The organism is Arthrobacter halodurans (assembly GCF_041877255.1).
Classification (GTDB): Bacteria; Actinomycetota; Actinomycetes; order Actinomycetales; family Micrococcaceae; genus Arthrobacter_N; species Arthrobacter_N halodurans.
In genome coordinates, this window is sequence record NZ_JBHDLJ010000005.1 from 145560 (window position 1) to 165380 (window position 19821).

General features: G+C 70.7%; 20 protein-coding genes and 2 pseudogenes. 12 read left to right on the forward strand and 10 right to left on the reverse strand.

Translation table 11 applies throughout. The annotated features are described in order from the left end of the window. Positions 1-3 precede the first annotated feature (3 nt). Complete coding sequence (gene kdpA / locus ACETWP_RS08390; protein WP_373971779.1) at positions 4-1677, reverse strand: potassium-transporting ATPase subunit KdpA; 1674 nt, start codon at positions 1675-1677, stop codon at positions 4-6. Continuing rightward, positions 1678-1767, reverse strand: a complete 90-nt coding sequence (locus ACETWP_RS08395; protein ID WP_373971780.1) for a potassium-transporting ATPase subunit F — start codon at positions 1765-1767, stop codon at positions 1678-1680. It lies immediately after the preceding gene. A 413-nt stretch (positions 1768-2180) separates the two neighbouring features. On the opposite strand from ACETWP_RS08395, the gene ACETWP_RS08400 reads away from it, so the two are divergent. Both ACETWP_RS08400 and ACETWP_RS08405 read left to right on the forward strand, forming a co-directional pair. Further along, complete coding sequence (locus ACETWP_RS08400; RefSeq protein ID WP_373971781.1) at positions 2181-3035, forward strand: hypothetical protein; 855 nt, start codon at positions 2181-2183, stop codon at positions 3033-3035. A gap of 17 nt (positions 3036-3052) precedes the next feature. After that, positions 3053-3478, forward strand: a complete 426-nt coding sequence (locus ACETWP_RS08405) for a nuclear transport factor 2 family protein (protein WP_373971782.1) — start codon at positions 3053-3055, stop codon at positions 3476-3478. Between the two features lie 117 nt (positions 3479-3595). On the opposite strand, the pseudogene ACETWP_RS08410 reads toward ACETWP_RS08405, so the two are convergent. Both ACETWP_RS08410 and ACETWP_RS08415 read right to left on the reverse strand, forming a co-directional pair. After that, positions 3596-3760: pseudogene (locus tag ACETWP_RS08410) on the reverse strand (hydantoinase B/oxoprolinase family protein); the annotation flags it as partial. Positions 3761-3804: 44 nt separating this feature from the next. After that, positions 3805-4206, reverse strand: coding sequence for a VOC family protein (locus tag ACETWP_RS08415; protein ID WP_373971783.1), 402 nt, complete (start codon positions 4204-4206; stop codon positions 3805-3807). A gap of 176 nt (positions 4207-4382) precedes the next feature. On the opposite strand from ACETWP_RS08415, the gene ACETWP_RS08420 reads away from it, so the two are divergent. Together ACETWP_RS08420 and ACETWP_RS08425 are read left to right on the forward strand one after the other, a co-directional pair. Continuing rightward, positions 4383-4631, forward strand: a complete 249-nt coding sequence (locus ACETWP_RS08420) for a hypothetical protein (protein WP_373971784.1) — start codon at positions 4383-4385, stop codon at positions 4629-4631. 104 nt (positions 4632-4735) lie between these two features. Continuing rightward, positions 4736-5140 carry a hypothetical protein gene (locus ACETWP_RS08425; protein WP_373971785.1) on the forward strand — a complete coding sequence of 135 codons (405 nt, stop codon included), beginning with the start codon at positions 4736-4738 and terminating at the stop codon, positions 5138-5140. Here ACETWP_RS08425 and ACETWP_RS08430 read toward each other — a convergent pair. Then, a complete protein-coding gene (locus ACETWP_RS08430) occupies positions 5116-5355 on the reverse strand; it encodes a hypothetical protein (RefSeq protein WP_373971786.1) in 240 nt (79 codons plus the stop codon). The two genes, ACETWP_RS08425 and ACETWP_RS08430, sit on opposite strands and share 25 nt — an antisense overlap. Positions 5356-5691: 336 nt before the next feature. On the opposite strand from ACETWP_RS08430, the gene ACETWP_RS08435 reads away from it, so the two are divergent. Next, complete coding sequence (locus ACETWP_RS08435) at positions 5692-7584, forward strand: FAD-binding monooxygenase (protein ID WP_373971787.1); 1893 nt, start codon at positions 5692-5694, stop codon at positions 7582-7584. A gap of 628 nt (positions 7585-8212) precedes the next feature. Continuing rightward, the gene (locus tag ACETWP_RS08440) at positions 8213-9442 is read left to right on the forward strand and encodes a glutaminase (RefSeq protein ID WP_373971788.1); all 1230 of its coding nucleotides are present in this window, start codon (positions 8213-8215) and stop codon (positions 9440-9442) included. A 52-nt stretch (positions 9443-9494) separates the two neighbouring features. Here the strand turns inward: ACETWP_RS08440 and ACETWP_RS08445 are convergent, their stop codons facing one another. Beyond that, a complete protein-coding gene (locus tag ACETWP_RS08445) occupies positions 9495-10595 on the reverse strand; it encodes a DUF418 domain-containing protein (protein ID WP_373971789.1) in 1101 nt (366 codons plus the stop codon). Between the two features lie 174 nt (positions 10596-10769). Between ACETWP_RS08445 and ACETWP_RS08450 the strand changes: the two genes are divergently transcribed. The 4 genes from ACETWP_RS08450 (at position 10770) to ACETWP_RS08465 (ending at position 14773) form a co-directional block, all read left to right on the forward strand. Continuing rightward, entirely contained in the window at positions 10770-12893 is a 2124-nt protein-coding gene (locus ACETWP_RS08450) for a copper-translocating P-type ATPase (RefSeq protein ID WP_373971790.1), read from the forward strand. Between the two features lie 62 nt (positions 12894-12955). Next, positions 12956-13441 carry a DUF6153 family protein gene (locus ACETWP_RS08455; RefSeq protein WP_373971791.1) on the forward strand — a complete coding sequence of 162 codons (486 nt, stop codon included), beginning with the start codon at positions 12956-12958 and terminating at the stop codon, positions 13439-13441. Between the two features lie 96 nt (positions 13442-13537). Next, entirely contained in the window at positions 13538-14263 is a 726-nt protein-coding gene (locus ACETWP_RS08460; RefSeq protein WP_373971792.1) for a DUF305 domain-containing protein, read from the forward strand. A gap of 105 nt (positions 14264-14368) precedes the next feature. Then, positions 14369-14773 (forward strand): hypothetical protein, encoded by a 405-nt coding sequence (locus tag ACETWP_RS08465; protein ID WP_373971793.1) that lies wholly within the window; start codon positions 14369-14371, stop codon positions 14771-14773. 47 nt (positions 14774-14820) lie between these two features. Here ACETWP_RS08465 and ACETWP_RS08470 read toward each other — a convergent pair whose 3' ends face one another. Further along, the gene (locus ACETWP_RS08470) at positions 14821-15063 is read right to left on the reverse strand and encodes an FCD domain-containing protein (RefSeq protein ID WP_373971794.1); all 243 of its coding nucleotides are present in this window, start codon (positions 15061-15063) and stop codon (positions 14821-14823) included. 39 nt (positions 15064-15102) lie between these two features. Between ACETWP_RS08470 and ACETWP_RS08475 the strand changes: the two are divergent. Then, a pseudogene (locus tag ACETWP_RS08475) lies at positions 15103-15429 on the forward strand (LutC/YkgG family protein); the annotation flags it as partial. Positions 15430-15482: 53 nt separating this feature from the next. Further along, complete coding sequence (locus tag ACETWP_RS08480; RefSeq protein ID WP_373971795.1) at positions 15483-16133, forward strand: maleylpyruvate isomerase family mycothiol-dependent enzyme; 651 nt, start codon at positions 15483-15485, stop codon at positions 16131-16133. A gap of 40 nt (positions 16134-16173) precedes the next feature. On the opposite strand, the gene ACETWP_RS08485 is transcribed toward ACETWP_RS08480, so the two are convergent. From ACETWP_RS08485 to ACETWP_RS08495, 3 genes are all read right to left on the reverse strand, one after another. Next, on the reverse strand, positions 16174-17019 hold the full coding sequence (locus tag ACETWP_RS08485; RefSeq protein ID WP_373971796.1) for a universal stress protein: 846 nt from the start codon (positions 17017-17019) through the stop codon (positions 16174-16176). Positions 17020-17238: 219 nt separating this feature from the next. Then, positions 17239-18282, reverse strand: coding sequence for a hemolysin family protein (locus ACETWP_RS08490; RefSeq protein ID WP_373971797.1), 1044 nt, complete (start codon positions 18280-18282; stop codon positions 17239-17241). Beyond that, the gene (locus ACETWP_RS08495) at positions 18282-19631 is read right to left on the reverse strand and encodes a hemolysin family protein (RefSeq protein ID WP_373971798.1); all 1350 of its coding nucleotides are present in this window, start codon (positions 19629-19631) and stop codon (positions 18282-18284) included. The genes ACETWP_RS08490 and ACETWP_RS08495 overlap by 1 nt, the downstream gene beginning before the upstream one ends. Between the last annotated feature and the right edge of the window lie 190 nt (positions 19632-19821).

A 19821-nucleotide genomic window follows, 5' to 3' on the forward strand; every position in this document is an offset into this window, starting at 1 on the left:
GGTTTACAGCGATCCTTCCGCCAGGGGACCCAGCGCCAGTACGGGGAAGTAGGTGAGTGCGGTCACGAGGACCGCCACGCCGACGAGCAGACCGACGAACTGCGGTCGGTGGGTGGGCAGGGTCCCCGTCGTGGAAGGGACCTTGTCCTGCGCGGCGAGGCAGCCGGCCAGAGCGAGCACGAGCACGATGGGGACGAAGCGGCCCAGCAGCATCGCGACGCCCAGCGCGGTATTGAACCACGGGGTGTTCGCCGTCAGGCCGGCGAAGGCGGAACCGTTGTTGTTCGACGCGGAGGTGAAGGCGTAGAGGACCTCGGAAAGGCCGTGGATGCCGGGGTTCCAGATCGAGGTGGCCTCGACGTCGGCCCGGATCGACGGGACCGCGAAGCTCAGCGCGGTGCCGGCCAGCACCAGGGCCGGGGTCACCAGGATGTAGAGGCTCGCGAGCTTGATGGCCTTCGGTCCGATCTTCTTGCCCAGATACTCCGGGGTGCGGCCGACCAGCAGCCCGCCGATGAACACGGCGATGACGGCGAGCACCAACATGCCGTAGAGGCCGGATCCGACGCCGCCGGGCGCGACTTCGCCGAGCATCATGTTGATCATCGGCATCATGCCGCCGAGCGCCGTGTAGGAGTCGAACATCGAGTTCACGGCCCCGGTGGAGGTGAGCGTGCTCGTCGAGCCGAACAGCGTCGACGCGGAGATCCCAAAACGCTGCTCCTTACCCTCCATCGCGCCGCCGGCCAGTTCGGGCGCAGTGCCCGCGCCGCCGGTTTCGAAAGCCGTCATGAGCGCCAGCGAGGTCGCGAAGATCGCGGCCATCGCCGCGAGGATCGCGTAGCCCTGCCTCCGGTCCCCGACCATGCGCCCGAAGGTACGCGGCAGGGAAAACGGAATCGCGAGCATGAGCACGATCTGGAACAGGCTCGTCCAGGCAGCGGGATTCTCGAAGGGGTGCGAGGCGTTGGCGTTGAAGAAGCCGCCGCCGTTGGTGCCCAGGTTCTTGATCGCCTCCTGCGAGGCGACCGGACCGCCGGGCAGGCTCTGTGCCCCGCCGGCCAGTGTGGTGATCTCGGTGAAGCCGTTCAGGTTCTGGACCACGCCGCCCGCGATGAGGACGATGGCCCCGAGCACGGAAGCCGGCAGGAGCAGGCGGAGCGTGCCGCGGGTCAGGTCCACCCAGAAGTTGCCGATCGTGCCCGACTTGCGCCGGGAAAATCCGCGCACCAGGGCGATGGCGACCGAGATGCCGACGGCCGCGGAGACGAAGTTCTGCACCGCCAGGCCGGCCATCTGGACCGCGTACCCCAGCGTCACCTCCGGGGAGTACGACTGCCAATTGGTGTTCGTCACGAAGGACGCGGCGGTGCTGAAGGACAGCCCCGGCGGAACGGTGGGCAGCCCCAGGGAATACGGCAACACGGCCTGCAGCCGCTGGAGGAGGTAGACGAAGACCACTCCGACCGCGGAGAACGCCAGCACGCCGCGCAGGTAGGACTGCCAGGTCTGCTCCGCGCCGGCGTCCACGCCGATCACCCGGTAGAAGCCGCGCTCGATCCCGAGGTCCTTCTTCGCGGTGTAGAGGTGGGCCATGTAGTCGCCCAGGGGGCGGTACACCAGGGTGAGGACGAGGACGAGGGTCGCGACCTGGAGGATCGCGGGGAGGACGCCCATCTAGAACCGCTCCGGTCGCACGAGGGCGAACACCAGGTAGACCACTGCGGCCACGGCCAGGGTCGCGGCGACGAAGTCGAAGAAGATCACAGCTTCTCGACCCCCCACCCGATACCACCGACAAGTGCGAACACCGCGATGATGGTGAGCACGTAGACAACGTCAAGCACAGGAACCCCGATCCGAGGGAGGGCGACGCGGACACCACACCGGGCCGCGGGTGCCGCAGCGGCACCGCTTCCGATTAGATACCCGTGCCCGGGTGCCGGGATGCCGTCCTTACGGAACCCATACGGAGAAGCGAGGAAACCTCACAAGACCCTTACGACGCGGTGTGGCCCGGTCCCCCGAACGCCTTCCCCGGGGCAGCTTGCCTGTCGCCATGGCACGCTCCCCCCGGCATGAGATTCGGCGTGTTTCGAGAAGGACCCGGAGATCCACGGGGTAGCTTCCAGAGCGCCGACGCGAGACAGTTGCAGAGTGACGCACGATCGGGGCGACGAATGAGCATCCCGCTGCAGGAGCGGCTTGATGCCGTGGAGATTAAGGTCAACATCGGTGCGGCAGACATGCTGGCCGCTGCCGAGTGCTTTGGCTTGGCCAATGCCGAAAAGCGGCGTCGGACGATCTACTTCTGCGAGGACCTCACGGGCGGGGACGGGCCCGCGGGCCTTCCCCTGCTCACAGGAGGGGTCATTCTCCGGTTGCGCAGAAACAAGGGTCGGCCGGACGACATCACTGCCAAACTCAGGCCCTGCGCGGCATCCCAGCTCACGCGGCGGTGGATCGACGCGCGCCGCGGGGACGGCTGGGAATTCCGGGTCGAAGGCGACTGGGCCGGCCCACGCCGTGTCGTCTCGGCGTCGCTGGTGGCGGAAATCGAGGAGGGCATCATCGAGGACCTGACGGCGGAAGGCCTTCCGATTCCCTTGGTGAAGAAGCAGAGGCGTTTCCTGGAGGACTGCGCACGGGGACCTGTCGACCTGTCGCGGCTGACGCTGCTGGGCCCCATCGAGGGCACCAAATGGGAACTGGACCGAAAAGGGCGGGAGATTGTCGCCGAACAGTGGGCGGTGGGTGACGGGCTGAGTTTCCTTGAATTCTCCATCCGTACGAGACCGGAGGACGCGGTGGAGGCGCAGCGGGACTTTGAGGAGCTCTTCCGGGCACACGGCATCGACCCCGGTTCGGTCCGGGAGACGAAGACACGCATTGTTCTCGAACACCTGGCCCGCTCGGTGCGGCCCTCTGCGGAACGCGGTCGGTCCACACCGGGCAGCTTGACCGCGCGGGAAGAACCACGGCGGGGCCCGAATCTTGAGATGGGGCCCATCGACAGGCACCCGAGCCAGGAATAGGCTCGGGCCGTCCCAGCATGACCTGTAAGGAAGACGGAGAGGTGACCGACGTGGGAGCGGCAGAAAACGCTGAACTGGTTCGGCGGGGATATGAGGCATTCATCGCGGGCGATCTGGCGACTCTCGGCACATTGTTCGCGGAGGACGCAGCCTGGTCAGTCCCCGGAAGCGGCGTGCTGGCCGGCACGAAGCGGGGACGCGCGGCTATCTTGGCCTACTTCGGCGAACTGGGAGCCCGTTCCCGGGGCTCACTCCGGGTGACCGTCCAAGACATCGTCGGCGGGGAAAAGCACACCGTGGGAATCCACCACAGCCACGCCGAAATCGACGGAAAGACGTACGACCAGGCCGCGGTCGTCGTGTTCGTAATCCGGGACGGAAAGGTGGGGGAGGCCAAGGAGTTCTTCGAGGACCCGGCAAAGGCGGACGCGTTCTGGGCCTGAGATCCGGCGTGGCCTCTTCTTGCCTGTGCGCGGTGGGCACACGCGGGCCATGTTCGTCCGCAGTTTCGCCGTCACGTCCGCGTCGACCCGCATCTTGCCGTCGACCTCGCGTCCCGGGTTCCTCACCAGCGAGGCGTTCAGGCCATGGTGGCCGCCGAAGGCGCCCCACGGCCGGTCCGACTCGTGGCGTTCCCCTTCGCGGGTGATGATCGTGTCCGTCAGGAACGTGTTCTCGCGGACGATTCCGATGCCGCCGCGGAATTCGCCGGCCGTCCGGCGCACATGCCGGCGCCCGTCCGGCAGGCGCCCGAGCGGCTGGGCGTCGCTCAGGGCGCGGGTTCGTAGCCGATGAGCCAGTGCAGGCCGTGGCGGTCGATGACCTGCCCGTCGGAGGCACCCCAGGGTTTCGGCGCCAGCGGGTCGACCACCCGGCCTCCGGCGGCGAGCTTGTCGAACCACTCGTGGAGCACCGCGGGTTCGGCCGTGCCGAGCAGCGAGAGCATCAGGCCCTCGAACTTGACGGTCTTCCCGTCCGCCGGTGCATCGGACCCGGCCAAGGCGACGACGCCGCTCAAGACCCCGTGGGCGATGGCGTGCGGATCGCCGTCGCTGGCGCCGAAGTCCGCTCTGGTGTGGAGGGAGAGCTCGCCACCGAACACCCTGGCGTAGAAGCCGAGGGCCTCGCGCGCCGTGCCGGGGAAACTGACGTAGATCTGTGGTCCGGTCATGGGCACAGCCTACAGATGGGCCCGTTGGCGTTGCCGCGTAGGATCGATGTGACATCGCTGGCGGACCGTGGTCGGGTCGCGGGGGACGGGCGGGTGCTCCTCCGCGCCCGGGACGGGGCGTCCATGGCTACGACCGCGACGAGGTCGGGTTCGTCCGCGCCGGGTCCGGGCCCATCGTGACGAGCGCCGCGGGCATGCTGGTCCTGACCGTGGTTTTCGCGACCTTCGCCGTGGGGTCCGTTGTCCTCCTCGTGGCTCCCGTGTCCCGCGGCGGGGATCCCTGGTGGGCGGCGCTGCCGCTCACGCTCGGCGCGCTGTGTGGTGCCGCCTCTGCGGGCAGGCTCGCGAGGGCGGAGTTTGGGGCCAAGAGGGTGCGCGCGGAGCGCGGCGTTCCGGAACCCAGCTCGCGACAGCTCGACTTTTGACCTCCCTCGAGGCGGCCAACCGTCCGTCAGGTCCGCGGGCTGCGGCCTCCGCCTCACCGGGTCGATGGCCCCGCGGCATGGGTCGCGGGCCTACAGCCGGGAGCATGCGCAGAGTCCCCACCGTCCTGGTCGTTGGTCTGCTGTCCGTGGTCCTGTCGGGCTGCGGGGGACCGGCGGGAACCACGGACGCGGATTACGCCGCGAAATACAGGGCGGCGGTCGAGCTGCTGGCAGACGTGGAGCGCGTGGAGGCAAGCTACAGGTCTTCCGGCGGCATCGGTCGGAGCGGGGACGTCTTCATCCACGCCGACACCTCCGACCGGGAGACCATGGTCGGCATTCTGACGAAGGCCATGCCGGCGATTGTGGAAGCCGCGGACGGGGACCCGGAGGTGAATCTCGCGATCCAGGTCGTCTCCGCGGGGGGCGCCTCCGCGGTGTCGCCCGCCGATCTGGGGTATGTCGGGACCGGGTCCTTGACGAGCTACCGGGAGTTCGTGGCCGAATAGCCGTCTGCCCCGCCGTCGTGCCGGGAACCCCGTTCCCGGGGTGCGAGGTCGGACGCGGTCAGCAGTCGCCGCGAGCCGGTGCCGTCCTCGCGGATCCAGAGCAGGTCCAGGTGCGGGGCCGCCTGGTCCACGCGGCCGCGCACCTCGCGCCCCTCGGGCCAGGCGACCACCGGTTGGCCCTCGCGCAGATCGTTGTTCCCGCCCAGAGCATCCACCGTTTCCTCCTCGGTCCACGACCTTGCCGTGATCCAAGTCTCCTCCCTGCGCCACGACGTCGGATTAACGGACGGTTAAATCCCGACGGCGATCCCGGTCCGGCCGGCGGACGGTGGGGGGCGCAACACCGGCCCGCGCCCGACCGGAGAGGCGCACGCCAAGAGGGGGGGCCGAATCCCAGCTCCGCGACTGCCCGTGGTCACAGTGCTTGAAACCAGCATCATCCGTGCCGTAAAGTCTTCTTTACCCTCTCGGTGTCCGATTATAGAACGTACTGTTCCAATATAGAACACAGGGCCATGGCGGCACAGACCACAAAGAAGTGAGGAAAGCCCGTGCAGTTCCACCACCACGGTTACGTATCCGGTGACCCGCGCATCCAACCGGCGGCCGGCGTCGGCATCAACCGCCCCGAGGAACTGCCCGATCGGGTCGACGTCCTCATCGTCGGTTCCGGCCCCGCGGGGATGCTGGCGGCCGCACAGCTGGCCCAGTTCCCGGGCATCACCACGCGCATCGTCGAGCGCCGCCCCGGCCGGCTGGCGATCGGCCAGGCGGACGGCATCCAGGCCCGCAGCGTGGAGACCTTCCAGGCCTTCGGTTTCGCCGAGGAGATCACCGCCGAGGCCTACTGGATCACCGAGATGGCGTTCTGGCGACCCGACACCGAGGAACCCACGAGGATCGTCCGCGGCGGACGCGCGAAGGACGACGAGTCGGGCATCAGCGAGTTCAAGCACCTGATCGTCAACCAGGCGCGCGTGCTGGACTACTTCGCCCGGGTCGCCGTCAATTCCCCCACGCGCCTCACGCCCGACTACGGCTGGGACTTCCAGTCGCTCGAGAACACCGACGAGGGCGAGTACCCGGTCAAGGTGACGCTCGTGCGCAGCGCCGGTCCGGACGAGGGCGGCGAACGCGTGGTGCACGCCAAGTACGTCATCGGATCCGACGGCGCGCGCAGCAAGGTCCGCGCGTCGATCGGCTGCACCATGGCCGGGGACAAGGCCAACCACGCATGGGGCGTCATGGACGTCGTGGCCAAGACCGACTTCCCCGACATCCGCACGAAGTGCGCGATCCAATCGCACGACGGCGGCTCCATCCTGCTAATCCCGCGCGAGGGCGGGCACCTGTTCCGCATGTACGTGGACCTGGGCGTCGTCCCCGAGGACGACCACGGCAAGGTGCGCCAGACCTCGATCGAACAGATCATCGCCAAGGCCAACCGGATCATGCGCCCGTACACGGTGGAGGTCCGCAACGTCGCCTGGCACAGCGTCTACGAGGTCGGCCACCGCCTCACCGACCGGTTCGACGACGTCCCGCCGGAGCAGTTGGGCATCCGCGCGCCGCGCGTGTTCATCACCGGCGACGCCTGCCACACGCACTCGGCGAAGGCCGGCCAGGGCATGAACGTGTCCATGCAGGACGGGTTCAACATCGCCTGGAAGCTGGGACACGTGCTGGAGGGGCGCAGCCCCGAGTCGCTGCTGTCCACCTATTCCGCCGAGCGGCAGGTGGTCGCCAAGAACCTCATCGACTTCGACAAGACGTGGTCGACGATGATGGCCAAGAAGCCGGAGGAGTTCGATGACCCCTCGGAGCTCGAGGACTTCTATGTGCGCACCGCCGAGTTCCCGGCGGGTTTCATGACCGAGTACACGCCATCGCTCATCGTCGGCGAGGCCACGCACCAGGACCTCGCCACGGGCTTCCCGGTCGGGAAGCGTTTCAAGTCCGCCCTGGCCAGCCGGGTGTGCGACACGAACCCGCTGCACCTGGGCCACCAGGCGCAGGCGGACGGCCGCTGGCGGATCTACGTCTTCGCCGACGCGGCGCCGGCGGGCGCGGACTCGCCCACCACGGACCTCGCCCGGTGGCTCGCCACCGCGCCGGAGTCCCCGCTGGCGGCCACGCCGGAGGGCGCGGACACCGACGCGTGGTTCGACGTGAAGGTGGTCTACCAGCAGAGGCACGAGGACATCGACATCAACGCCGTCCCCGCGGTGTTCAAGCCCGAGGTCGGCCCGTTCGGGCTGACGGACCTGCAGAAGGTCTTCGGGACCGTCCCGGGCGAGGACATCTTCGACGTGCGGGGCCTGTCCCGCGACGGCGTGGTCGTCGTGGTGCGCCCGGACCAGTACGTGGCCCACGTCCTGCCGCTGACCGCGACCGGGGAACTGGGCGCGTTCTTCGCCCCGCTCCTGGACACCCGCCGCTCCTGAACACCGGCCGGGCCTGGACACCCGCCGGGCCTGCCCGGCGGGTGTCCGGACGCGGACTGATGACCCTGCCCGTGCGCCATCCCCCTGGCGTGGATGGCGGACGGAGGGGAGCGCGCATGGACTGGTCGACACAGGAGGTGGCCCGTCTCGCCGGCGGCGCGGGGCCGGCCGCGTGAGACCCCCGCCCGAGTCGCGACGCGGGGCGCAGGCGTGTCCTGCGGGGTCCGCGGGACATGGCGTCCCGGCCCGGACGGCGCGCGCCGCCCGGTCCGGGGTCCCGGTTAGACCGCGGAGAGCCTGGAGCCCAGCGCGGCGACGATCGAGTCGGTGACCTTGTCTGTGTCGGACTGTCCTCCAATGTCCCGGGGGAGGTGCCCCGCCGGTGGCGGCCTCGATGGCGGCCTCGACCTTGCGGGCCTCCTCGTGCAGGCCGAAGCGGTCCAGCATCAGCGCGGCGCTGGCGATCGCGCCGATGGGGTTGCTGAGGGTGCCGCGCCATCCGCGGGTCCGTTAGGCTGACACTGCCCTCATCCGGAGCGCCCCGCGCCACGCGACCGGGCGGGGACTTCGCGGAACGGGGTCTCGACCGGTTGCCCACATCGAAGGAGTGTCCGCCATGAGGTCTCCGGTGCCCGATTACCTTCTCGAAGTCGCCGAAGCCGTCAGGGAGGACGACGGCGGGGCCGTGGCCGACTACATCCCGCAGCTCGCCGAGGCCTCCCCGGACACGCTCGCCATTGCGGTGACGACCGTGAATGGGCGGACGCATGCGGCCGGGGACGTCGACGTGGAGTTCTCGATCCAGTCGATCTCGAAGCCGTTCGCCTATGCGGCGGCGATCATGGACCGCGGACTGGAACGGGTCCTGCGGACGGTCGGCCTCGAACCGTCCGGCGAGGCCTTCAATGAGCTCTCGCTCGAGACCGGCACACACAGGCCGAAGAACCCGATGATCAACGCCGGCGCGATCGCGACGCACCAGTTGCTGCTGGGGGAGGACGCCGACGAGGACGCGCGCGTGGAGCGCGCCCTGGACTTCTTCTCGCGGCTGGCCGGCCGCCCGCTGGCCGTCGACCGGGCCGTGTACGAGTCGGAGATGGCCACGGCCGACAGGAACTTCGCGATCGCGCACATGCTGCGCACCCACGGGGTCATCGCCGCCGCGGCGCACGACGTGGTGGATGGCTACACGCGGCAGTGCTCCATCACCGTGACGGCGGCCGACCTCTCGGTGATGGCCGCGACGCTCGCCTGCGGCGGCGTGCAGCCCGTGACGGGCGAGCGGGTGGTCGACGCCGCGACGGCCCGCCACACCTTGGCGGTGATGGCCGGATCCGGCATGTACGACGCAGCCGGCAGCTGGTTGACGACCGTGGGCATCCCCGCGAAGAGCGGCGTCTCCGGCGGTCTCATTGGCGCGCTTCCGGGCCAGGTCGGCATCGGCGCAATGTCGCCACGGCTCGACGAGCACGGCAACAGCGTGCGCGGGGTCAAGATGTTCGAGCGCCTCTCGCGGGACATGGGCATGCATCTCATGCAACCCTCGACGGGCCGGTCCGACCCCGTCCGCGACGTGCGCCGGGAAGCGGACCGCATCGTCTACGAGCTGCAGGGATCCGTGGACTTCACCGATGCCGAGGCGATCGTGGAGCGCCTGGCCGGCGACGGCGGCGCCGAGCGCGTCGTCTTCGACACCGCGCGCGTGGACCACTTCACGGACGTGGGGCGCCGCGTGGTGCTGGAGGGGCTGCGCCGCCTGCGTCTCGACGGCCGCCCCGTCTCCCTGGTGGACCCGGCCGGCCGGCTGCCCGACCCCGATCTGGGTGACGGCACCTACCCGGACACGGACGTCCCCTAGGCTCCTGGGCCGCGCCGGGCCGCACTCCCAGTCCGCCGATGCGGACCCGGGCTCAGCGCCGGCTCGTCTTCCGGGCCGGCCAGTGCAAAAGGCGTTCCAGCGGCCCGATCTTGAACCGGCTTGTCCAGATGTCGGCGAAGACGAGGGCCGCGAGCGACATGGCGATGGTGATGAAGATGCCCTCGTACAGGTAGTGCGGCTCGGGGCGGACCAGCGCGGCCAGCCACACGAGGTGCCCCACGTAGATGGTGAGGGACAGCTGGCCCGCCGAGACGAGGGCGCCCAGCCATTCGGCCACGAAGGCCTCACAGAGCAGGAAGGCCCCGAGCACGAACACGGCGCTGCCCGTGCCGGAGAGGATCCACAGTGGCATCTGGGAGTGGTTGACCCCGGACACCAGGTGGTCGAAGCCCATGGCGTCCCCGGGCTGGCCGAGCAGGGCGACGAGCGCCCGGTAGAGCAGGTACCCGCCCGCCGCGGTCGCCGCTCCCCACCACGCGAGTCGCTTCTGCAGTGCGCGGTTGCCCAGATCGGCGCGTCCCAGCAGCAGGCCCGCGAGGAAGGGCGCGGCCCAGATGATGGCCGGGTACGGTCCGGACAGAACGATGCCGTGGAGGATGTCCGCGGCGCCGTCGGTGATCGAGGGTGCGGTGAAGTCGTAGGTTTCGCCGGTGGCCACCTGCAGGGCGATCCACGCCACCGGCCCGGCGGCGAACAGGATCCCGGTGACCGCGGCGACGATCCTCGTCGGCGCCTTCAGCAGGGGCAGGCACGCCATGAACAGCAGCCCGTAGGTGGGGAGGATGACGCTGACATCGTGGGGCAGGGGTTGCAGGGCGAGTCCGGCGGCGAGGAGGAGCGCCGCGCGCCACAGGATCGTCGGCCAGGGGAGCGAACCCCCGGGGCGCCGCGCCGACCGGGTGAGCAGGGACATGCCGATGCCGGCGAGGAGCATGAAGAGCAGCGAGGCGCGGCCCAGCGGCAGGTGGTAGAGGAACGCGGCCGGCCCGTCGCCGGTGCGCGGGCCGACGTTCACCGCGATCATGCCGACGATGGCGGCCGCCCGCGTGGCGTCCAGCGCCAGGAGGCGCGGACCGCGGGCCGGAGCCGCGCCGCTGTCGGGGGAGCCGGCGGGCACGGCGGCGTCTGTCATGGTCTGCATCGTGTCCTGGTGGCGCGGGGAGGAAATATCCAGTCCATGGTACGCGGCGCCGCCGGGAACGGCGCCCATTTTCATGCGCCCCACCCCTTCACTCATACCCCCTAGGGGTATACGATGAGCATGTCGCGGCGGGAAGCCCGGCCCGGCGGAGGAAAGGGGAAGACCATGGACCCGCACCATCGCCACGAGGTGACGCGCCCCCGAAACCCGGTTGCGGAGGACCTTCCCGCGGGCCACGCGTCCGCGTCCGCGGCCGAGCGCCAGGTGGACGAGGACCACGTCGTGCACAGCCACGGGGAACACGCCGGTCACAGCACCGCCATGTTCAGGAACAGGTTCTGGTTGAGCCTTGCCCTGTCGGTGCCGGTGGTCTATTTCAGCCCGATGATCGGCCATCTGCTCGATTACCACATTCCCGTGTTCCCGGGGTCGGCTTGGATACCGCCGGTCCTCGGAACGGCCGTCTTCGCCTACGGCGGCGCGCCGTTCCTCAGGGGAGGCCTGGCCGAGATCAGGTCCCGCAGGCCGGGGATGATGCTGCTGATCGCGATGGCCATCACGGTGGCGTTCGCGGCCTCGTGGGCCACCACGCTGGGCATCGGGGGGTTCGATCTGGACTTCTGGTGGGAACTGGCGCTGCTGATCGACATTATGCTGCTGGGCCACTGGATGGAGATGCGCGCCCTCGGCGCGGCGTCCGGCGCGCTGGACGCGCTGGCCGCGCTGCTGCCCGACGAGGCGGACCTGGTCACCGGGGACGGGGTGCGCACGGTTCCGGTCGCACGGTTGTCGGTCGGCGATGTCGTGCTGGTGCGTTCCGGTGCCCGCGTCCCGGCCGACGGCGACATCGTCGAAGGCGCCGCGGAGTTCGACGAGGCGATGATCACCGGCGAGTCCCGCACCGTGGCGCGCGGGGTGGGGGAGAGGGTCGTGGCCGGAACGGTGGCGACCGACAGCTCGGTGCGCGTGCGCATCTCGGCCGTCGGCGCGGACACGGCGCTCGCCGGCATCCAGCGTCTCGTCGCCGAGGCGCAGGAGTCCTCATCGAAGGCGCAGGCGCTCGCCGACCGCGCGGCGGCCCTGCTGTTCTACTTCGCGCTCGGCGCCGGCATCATCACGTTCGTCGTCTGGACGCTGCTGGGCAACATCGACGAGGCCGTGGTGCGCACGGTGACCGTGCTGGTCATCGCCTGTCCCCACGCCCTGGGCCTGGCGATCCCGCTGGTCATCGCGATCTCCACGGAACGCGCCGCGCGTTCGAGGGTCCTGATCAAGAACCGCATGGCGCTCGAGCGGATGCGCACCGTCGACGTGGTGCTCTTCGACAAGACCGGCACCCTGACCGAGGGGCGGCACGCCGTGACCGGGACGGCGCCCATGCCGGGGACCTCGGCCGCGGAGCTGCTCGCCGTGGCCGCGGCGGTCGAGGCCGACAGCGAGCACCCGGTGGCCCGCGCCATCGTCCGCGCTGCGGCATCGGACGACGACGCCTCGCGCCTCAGGCTGCGCGGTTCCGACTTCGCGTCGCTGACCGGGCGTGGCGTCCGCGCCACCGTCGGCGGGGTGGAGGCCTCGGTCGGAGGGCCGAACATGCTCCGCGAGCTGGGGTTGGCGACGCCGGAGGAACTCCGCGAGGCCGCCACGGGATGGATGGCGCGCGGGGCGGGCGTGCTCCACGTCGTCCGGGAGGGGCGGATCATCGGCGCGCTGGCGCTGGAGGACAGGGTCCGTCCCGAATCCCGGGCCGCGGTCAAGGCGCTGCAACGCCGCGGGGTGAAGGTCGCGCTGGTGACCGGCGACGCCCGCCAGGTGGCCGACGCCGTCGGCAAGGACCTGGGCATCGACGAGGTGTTCGCCGAAGTGCTTCCGCGGGACAAGGACACGAAGGTCCACGAACTCCAGCGGCGCGGGCTCAGGGTCGCGATGGTTGGAGACGGCGTGAACGACTCGCCGGCCCTCGCGCGCGCCGAGGTGGGCATCGCGATCGGCGCGGGCACCGACGTCGCCATGGAGTCCGCCGGCGTCGTGCTGGCCGGGAACGACCCCCGTGCGGTGTTGTCCATGATCGACCTGTCGCGGGCCAGCTACCGCAAAATGATCCAAAACCTCGTGTGGGCGACCGGCTACAACGTCGTCGCGGTGCCGGTCGCGGCCGGCGCGCTGGCGTTCGCCGGGGTCGTGATGTCCCCGGCCGTGGCCGCGGTCCTGATGTCGGTCTCGACCATCGTGGTGGCGCTGAACGCGCAGCTGCTGCGCCGGATCGACCTGGACCCCGCACGCATCGGCTAGCGCCGACACCCGACGGCACGGACAACCGGGCCGCCAACCGCCCGACGGGAGAGGAGCAGGTCATGGACCCGCACCGCCGATACCGCGGCACGGCCCCGCGCAGGCTCCTTCCCCTCGTCCTGGGGCTGGCGGTCCTGGTGCTGGGCCTGCTCGGCATGCACACCCTCGGCGTCGACCACCGGGTGCCGCACCAGACCGCCGGCCACGTGTCCGCGTCCGCTGCCGTGCATCGCGGGGCACCCCTCCCGGCGCACGCCGGGGCGGGCGAACCGGCGGCCGATGCGGCGACCGGCCAGCACCAGCCCGCCGCGCCCTGGACGTTCGGTGATTCCGGCGGCGCCTGCGTGGGCGGCTGCCACCTGGAGATGGCCATGGCGGGGATGTGCGCGATGGCCCTGTCCGCCGGCCCGGTGCTCCTGCACCTCGCCGCACGCGCCTTCCGACCGGCTCCGGGACGGGTCCCGACCGTGCCGTCCGCGCGCCCGGCGCCGGCGTCCCGGGCTGCGCCGCGACCGTCGTTGCTACGGCTTTCGATCAGCCGGACGTAGGAAACAGCGCCCGTCTTGCCGGGCCCTCAGGCCCACCAGCCCGTCCCGACGCGGGACGGTGTCGAAGAATTGACGCAACGAACTAAGGAACCCGCAATGTTTGACATGTCGAAAAACCGCACCGCGCTGTCCGCCACCTTCCTGGCGGGTGGGCTGATCCTCACCGGCTGCACCGGCGGTGGCACCGATCCCGGCGCCACTGAATCGGCGACCACAGGAACCGTGGCCTCCGAGCCGCCGGTCACCGAGCCGCCGGCCACCGAATCGCCGGTTACCGGGGCGGCCACCGAATCCGCTGCCCCCGGCAGCTCGATGATGGGAGGCTCGAGCATGGGCGCCATGCCCGGGAACTCCTCCCGCACCCGGACCCCCACGGACACGATGTTCGTGCGGATGATGATCCCGCACCATGAGCAGGCCGTGCAGATGAGCGACATCGTGCTCGCCAAGAGCGGCATCGACGAACCCATCGTGGACCTCGCCAACAAGATCAAGGCCGCCCAGGAACCCGAGATCGAGCAAATGGAATCCTGGCTCTCCGAGTGGGGCCAGCCCACCCTGCCGGCCGGGTCCGGGCGGGGCCAGATGCGCGGAATGGCAGGCGAGCGCGGTATCGCCGAACTCGAGGCGGCGGAGGGAGACGAGGCCGCCCGGGTCTTCCTCACCCACATGATCGTCCACCATCAGGGGGCCGTCCAGATGGCGGAGCGGGAGGTCGCCAACGGCACCAACCAAGACGTCGTGGATTTCGCGTCGAAGATGATCGAGGACCAGAAGGCGGAGATCGAGGTGATGAAGGACCTGCTGGCCGACTACCGGTAGCCGCGTCGGCGGCCGGGAACCACCCGGCGGGCTCCCGGCCGCCGCGATACCATCGGCGGCATCGCCGACTCCCCGTCGACCGGCTCCGGGGGGCAAGGAGTCGGGATGGACGGCATCGACGGATGCGTCGCCGTGCCCGATCATGGGGGCATGGAGGAACGCGGCATGCTGCTCACCGCGGTGAAGCTGGTCCACACGCTGGCGTGGTTCACGATCGAGGCCTGCATGGTCTACGTCCTGTTCGTCGGCCTCCGGGGCCGGTCTGACCGGCGGGCCGGGCTCGCGGCCGCCGTCGTGGCCCTGGAGACGGCGGTGTTCGCGGCCAACGGATTCCGCTGCCCCCTGACGGCGGTCGCGCGGAACCTCGGCGACGGAACGGGATCCGTCACCGACATCTACCTGCCGCGGTGGCTGGCGGGGAACCTCCCGGCGATCCACGTTCCGCTGATCATCCTCGCGGTGGCCCTGCACCGGCGAAACCTCTCGCGGGGCCGGGCGCGTGCGCGGTGACGCGGGGGCGGTGAGGCTGCCCCGCCTCGTCCCGCCAGACCTGCGCCTCAGCCGTGGGTTTCGGCGTGGAACCACTCGATGTGCTCGTGGAGCAGCCGCGCGGCCCGTCGGCCGTCCCCGGCGGAGAAGGCGGCGAGGATGCCGTGGTGCTGCCCGCGGAGCACCTCCGCGACGGGTTCCCACGCCTCGTCGCTGCGGATCGACTCGGCCACGTAGTCGCTGATGGACAGCCGGATCGACTCCATCATGGCCTCGATGACCGCGTTGCCGCCCAGCGAGGACAGCAGCACGTGGAAGCGGGCGTCGAGCGCGCGGAAGTCGGCCCGGACGCGCCGCTCGGCGTGGCCGAGCTGGACGCGACCGACGCGGTGCTGACCTCCAGCACGGTGTCCGTCGCCGAGCCCGGCACGATCGTGCTCGACGGCGGCCCGGACCAGGGCCGGCGTGCCATCAGCCTGATCCCGGACCAACACATCTGCGTGGTTGCCGCGTCCTCGATCGTCCAGATCCTCCCCGAGGCCCTGCCGCGGCTGGACCCCACGCGCCCGCAGACGTGGATCTCCGGACCCAGCGCCACCAGTGACATCGAACTCGAGCGCGTCGAGGGCGTCCACGGGCCCCGCCGGCTCGACGTCGTCATCGTGGGGGACCTGTAGCGCCCGCGGCCGGACGGTGGAAGACTCGGCGGGGAACCGAGGAGGGGCACCCCATGGGAAAACCCGAGGACGACCGCCTGTGGGCCCTGGCGCACGCCGAACGCGCCGCGCTGGCGGAGGACCTGGCGGGCCTGGGCCCGGGGCAGTGGCGCCGGGAGAGCCTCTGCGGTGGGTGGGACGTGGAGCAGGTCGTCGCCCACCTCACGGCCGCGGCGAGCCTGAACGGGTGGCGGTGGGTGCGCAGCATGGCCGGCGCGCGTTTCCGCCCCGACGTGCACAACCGCCGCCGGCTCGAGGAGCATCGCGGCGGCACCCCGGACGAGACCCTGGATCGTTTCCGCGCGGTGGTCGGGAGCAGCGTCGCGCCGTCCCGGGACACGGCCGCGTACCTCGGGGAGGTGGTGGTGCACGCGCAGGACATCCGCCGCCCTCTCGGGATCCCGCGCGTGCCGCGCGTCGAGGCGTTGACGCCCGTCGCCGAGTTCTACGCGCGCCGCAACTTCACGGTCGACAGCCGCACCCGCGCCGCCGGCCTGCGCCTGCAGGCGGACGACGGGCCGTTCGCGAGCGGGACCGGACCCCTGGTCACCGGTCCGACCCTCGCGCTGGTCATGGCGATGGCCGGCCGCGAGGCCTATCTGGAGGACCTCGACGGACCCGGCGTGCCCCACCTCCGGTCCCGACTCGGCGCCGCCGTCGCCTGACCGCCGCGCGTGCCCGGACCACGGGGGATCGCTACACCCGTTACCTTTCGCTGGCCGCGTGCGGCACCACCAGAACCGGCGACGACGCATGCTGCAGCAGCGCCTGACTGACCGATGCGTGCACTATTCCCGACAGGCCACTGAAGCCGCGCGTTCCGACGACCAGCATCCACGCGTGACGCGCAACCTGCGCGATCTCGTGGGAGGGCCTGCCGGACAGGGAGTGGAAGCCGCATTCCAGCCCCGGATATTGGCGACCGATCCGGGTTAGGTGGCCGGCCGGGTAGGGAACGTGATCCCGGTCGCCGGTGGAATCGACCGTCAGCGCGCTCAAGACCAGTCCGTGGCGCTGCGCCAGATCGGCGGCGGCCGTCAGCACCTCCGACGCCGAAGGACCGGGCTCCACGGCCGCCACGACGTGGCCGGCGAACATGGACCGAGAGACGGCGCCGTCCCGGTGCCCGACGGACGGCGGACGGTAAGGGATGACGGCCGTCGGGCAGTGGGAGTGCGCCGCCAGGGTGGAGGAAACGCTGCCCAGACGCGACGGGAGGCCGGCCCGGGGCCTGCGTCCGACGACGTTCAGCCCGGCCCTGGCCGAGAGCCGCACCAACACGTCGCTGGCGGATCCCCTCAGGACGCGGCACTCCGCCACCACACCCAGGGCCCTGGCGGCGGCGGCGAGATCCGCGAACATCGGCTCGGCGGCGCGTCCCGTGGCAAGGAGGTAGGCGGCTTCGACCAAGGGGTCGGCGACCACGGGTTGCGGGCAGGCGTTGGCGAACAGAAGGGGCCAGCCGCGGGCAGCGGCCTCGGCCGTGGCCCAGCCCGCCGCCTCCCGACTCTCGGCGGAACCATCGACACCCACGAGAACCACGTTCTCCATGTTCCCAAGGTACCGGTCGACGCGCCGGCTCCGCCCTCCGGCGGAAGCATCGGTGACCCGTTCGTTGTGTTGGGGCGGTGCGTCGGGACCCCGTCCGGGGAGGGCCGGTGGTGGACCGCACCGGGGCCCGGCATGCCCCGGGCCCCGGCGCCGACGGGGCGAGCCGTCCCGCCTGGACGAATCCGGGTGGGACGGCCCGCGACGCGCGGTCCGAGAGGGCTACGCGGTGTTCGGCGACCGGCTGTCGTCGCGGATCTGGCCGACGAGTTCCTCGAGCATGTCCTCCAGGGTCACGATCCCGTAGGGCTGTCCCGCCTTGTCGACGGCCAGCGCCAGGTGCGCGCCCTCGCGCTGCATGCGGTGCAGGGAGGCGCGCAGGGCGTCATTGAGGTCCACGCGCGGCAGCGGCCGGACGAGGCTTCCCGGCAGCGGCCTGGTCCGTTCCGCAGCGCCGAGGCCGAGGAGGTCCTTCACATGCACGTACCCGTCGAGTTCACCGGCGTGGGACTGGACAGGGAAGCGGGAGAACCCGTTGGCGGCCACGCTTTCGATCTGCTCCGGGGTGCAGCCGGTCGGCAGTGTGGTCACCTTCCCCAGCGGGATCACGATGCTTTCGACCGAGCGCTCCTCGAAGGTGAGGGCGCCGAGCAGGAGGCGTTCGTCCTGCCGGTCGAGGAACCCGCCTTCGCGGGATTCCTCCACCAGCCCGGCGACCTCGTCGCGGGTGAAGGCGCTGGCGACCTCGTTCTTCGGTTCGACCTTGAACAGGCGCAGGATGGAGTTGCCCATCGCGTTCATCACCCACAGCAGGGGCTGCAGGATCTTGACGACGACGACGAGCGCCGGGCCCAGGACCAGCGCCATCCGCTCGGGACCGGCCAGCGCGATGTTCTTGGGCACCATCTCGCCCAGCACCACGTGCAGGTAGGTCACCACGGACAGCGCGATGGCGTAGGCGATGGGGTCGATCCACCCCTGGGGGACGCCCCACGCGGTGAAGGGCCCCTCGAGCGCGTACACGACCATGGGCTTGGTGACGTAGCCCAGGGCCAGGGAACAGACCGTGATGCCCAACTGCGCGCCGGCCATCATCAGGGAGACGTTCTCGATCGCCCACAGGGTGGTCTTCGCGGCCCGGCCGCCGGCCTGGGCCTTGGGCTCGATGATGCTGCGCCGCGCGGCGATGAGGGAGAATTCGGCGCCGACGAAGAAGAAGTTCGCGGCCAGCAGGACGATGGTCAGAATGATTCCGGTGGCATCCACTAGCGGGTCCCCTCCTCTTCGTTGTCGCGTGGTGTGGCGGTGGCGAGGATCTTGGCGATCCGCGCGCCGTCCATTTCCTCGACGCGGAGCTCCACTGTCGCCGCGGGCTGGTCGTGGTGGCGCTCGGTGGCCAGTTCGACCGTGTCGCCGGGTTCGGCGATGCGGCCCAGGTGGAGGGTCACCAAGCCGGCGAGGGTGTCGTACTCGGTTCCCTCGGGGATCCGGTGGCCGAGCACAGCGGTCGCCTCGTCGGGCCGCAGGGCGCCGTCGAGCCGCCAAACCCCGAAGGGCAGGCGTTCGCTGCTGTCGTCGTCGGGGTCGTGTTCGTCCACGACCTCGCCCACGAGCTCCTCCACGAGGTCCTCGAGCGTGATCAGGCCGGCGACGTCGCCGGTCTCGTCGATCAGCACCGCCATCTGCAGGCCGCCGGAGCGCAGGGTGTCCATGAGGTCATCGAGCTCGACAGTGTCCGGGATGAGCGTGGGGGCGTCCATGACCTCGGACACGGGAGTGTCCGGCCGGTCGGGGAACGGGACCGCCAGGGCGCGGCGGATGTGCACGATGCCGAGCACCTGGTGCGAGCCGGGTTCGATGACCGGGAAACGCGAGTGGCCGGTGGCCGCCGCGGTGTCGAGCATGTGCTGGACGCTCTGGTCCGGGGCCAGGACCACCATGCGCGTGCGGGTCGTCATCGCGTCGTGGCCGCGCCGGGAACCGAACGCGAAGGAGCGTTGGATGAGCTCGGCGGTCTCTTCGGGCAGGACGCCCTGGCGGGCGGAGTGGCGGACCAGCACCGTCAGCTCCTCCGCGGAGCGTGCCGAGGCGAGCTCCTCCTGGGGTTCGATCCCCAGGGCGCGGACGATCCTGTTGGCGGTTCCGTTGAAGAAGACCAGCAGCGGCTTGGTCGCGGTGCTGAACCCGCGCTGGAAGCCGGTGACGGCGCGAGCGGTGGCCAGCGGCCGGGCGATCGCGAGGTTCTTCGGGACCAGCTCGCCGAAGACCATGGTCAGCACCGTGGCCAGGACCAGCGCGATGGTGATGGACACGGAGCGCGCGACCGGCTCGGCGAGTCCGGCGTCCGTCAGCGGGCCGACCACGAGTTCCGCGATGGCCGGCTCGGCCAGGAACCCGATGCCAAGGTTCGTCAGCGTGATGCCCAACTGGGCGCCGGAGAGCTGGGTGGAGAGCGTGTTGAGGCCCTTCAGCACCCCCGCGGCCTTCTTGTCGCCGGCCGCTGCGGCGTCACGGACGGTGTTCCGGTTGACCGTGATGAGGGAGAACTCGGCGGCGACGAACAGGCCGCAGGCCGCAATGAGCACCAGGCCGATGAGGATCGAGACTACTTCCAACGACTACACCCCCCACCGGAATATCCGGGCGCGTGGACGCGCGTCGGCGGGGGGCACGGACTGTGCCCCGGACTGTCACCGGGAGTGGACATCGGTTCCTTCTACGGGAGTGCGGATACGAAAAAGGCCCACGGCGTTCCGCCGCGGACACCTCCATTCTGCCAGCACGACCGGACCGGTGGCAAAGCCG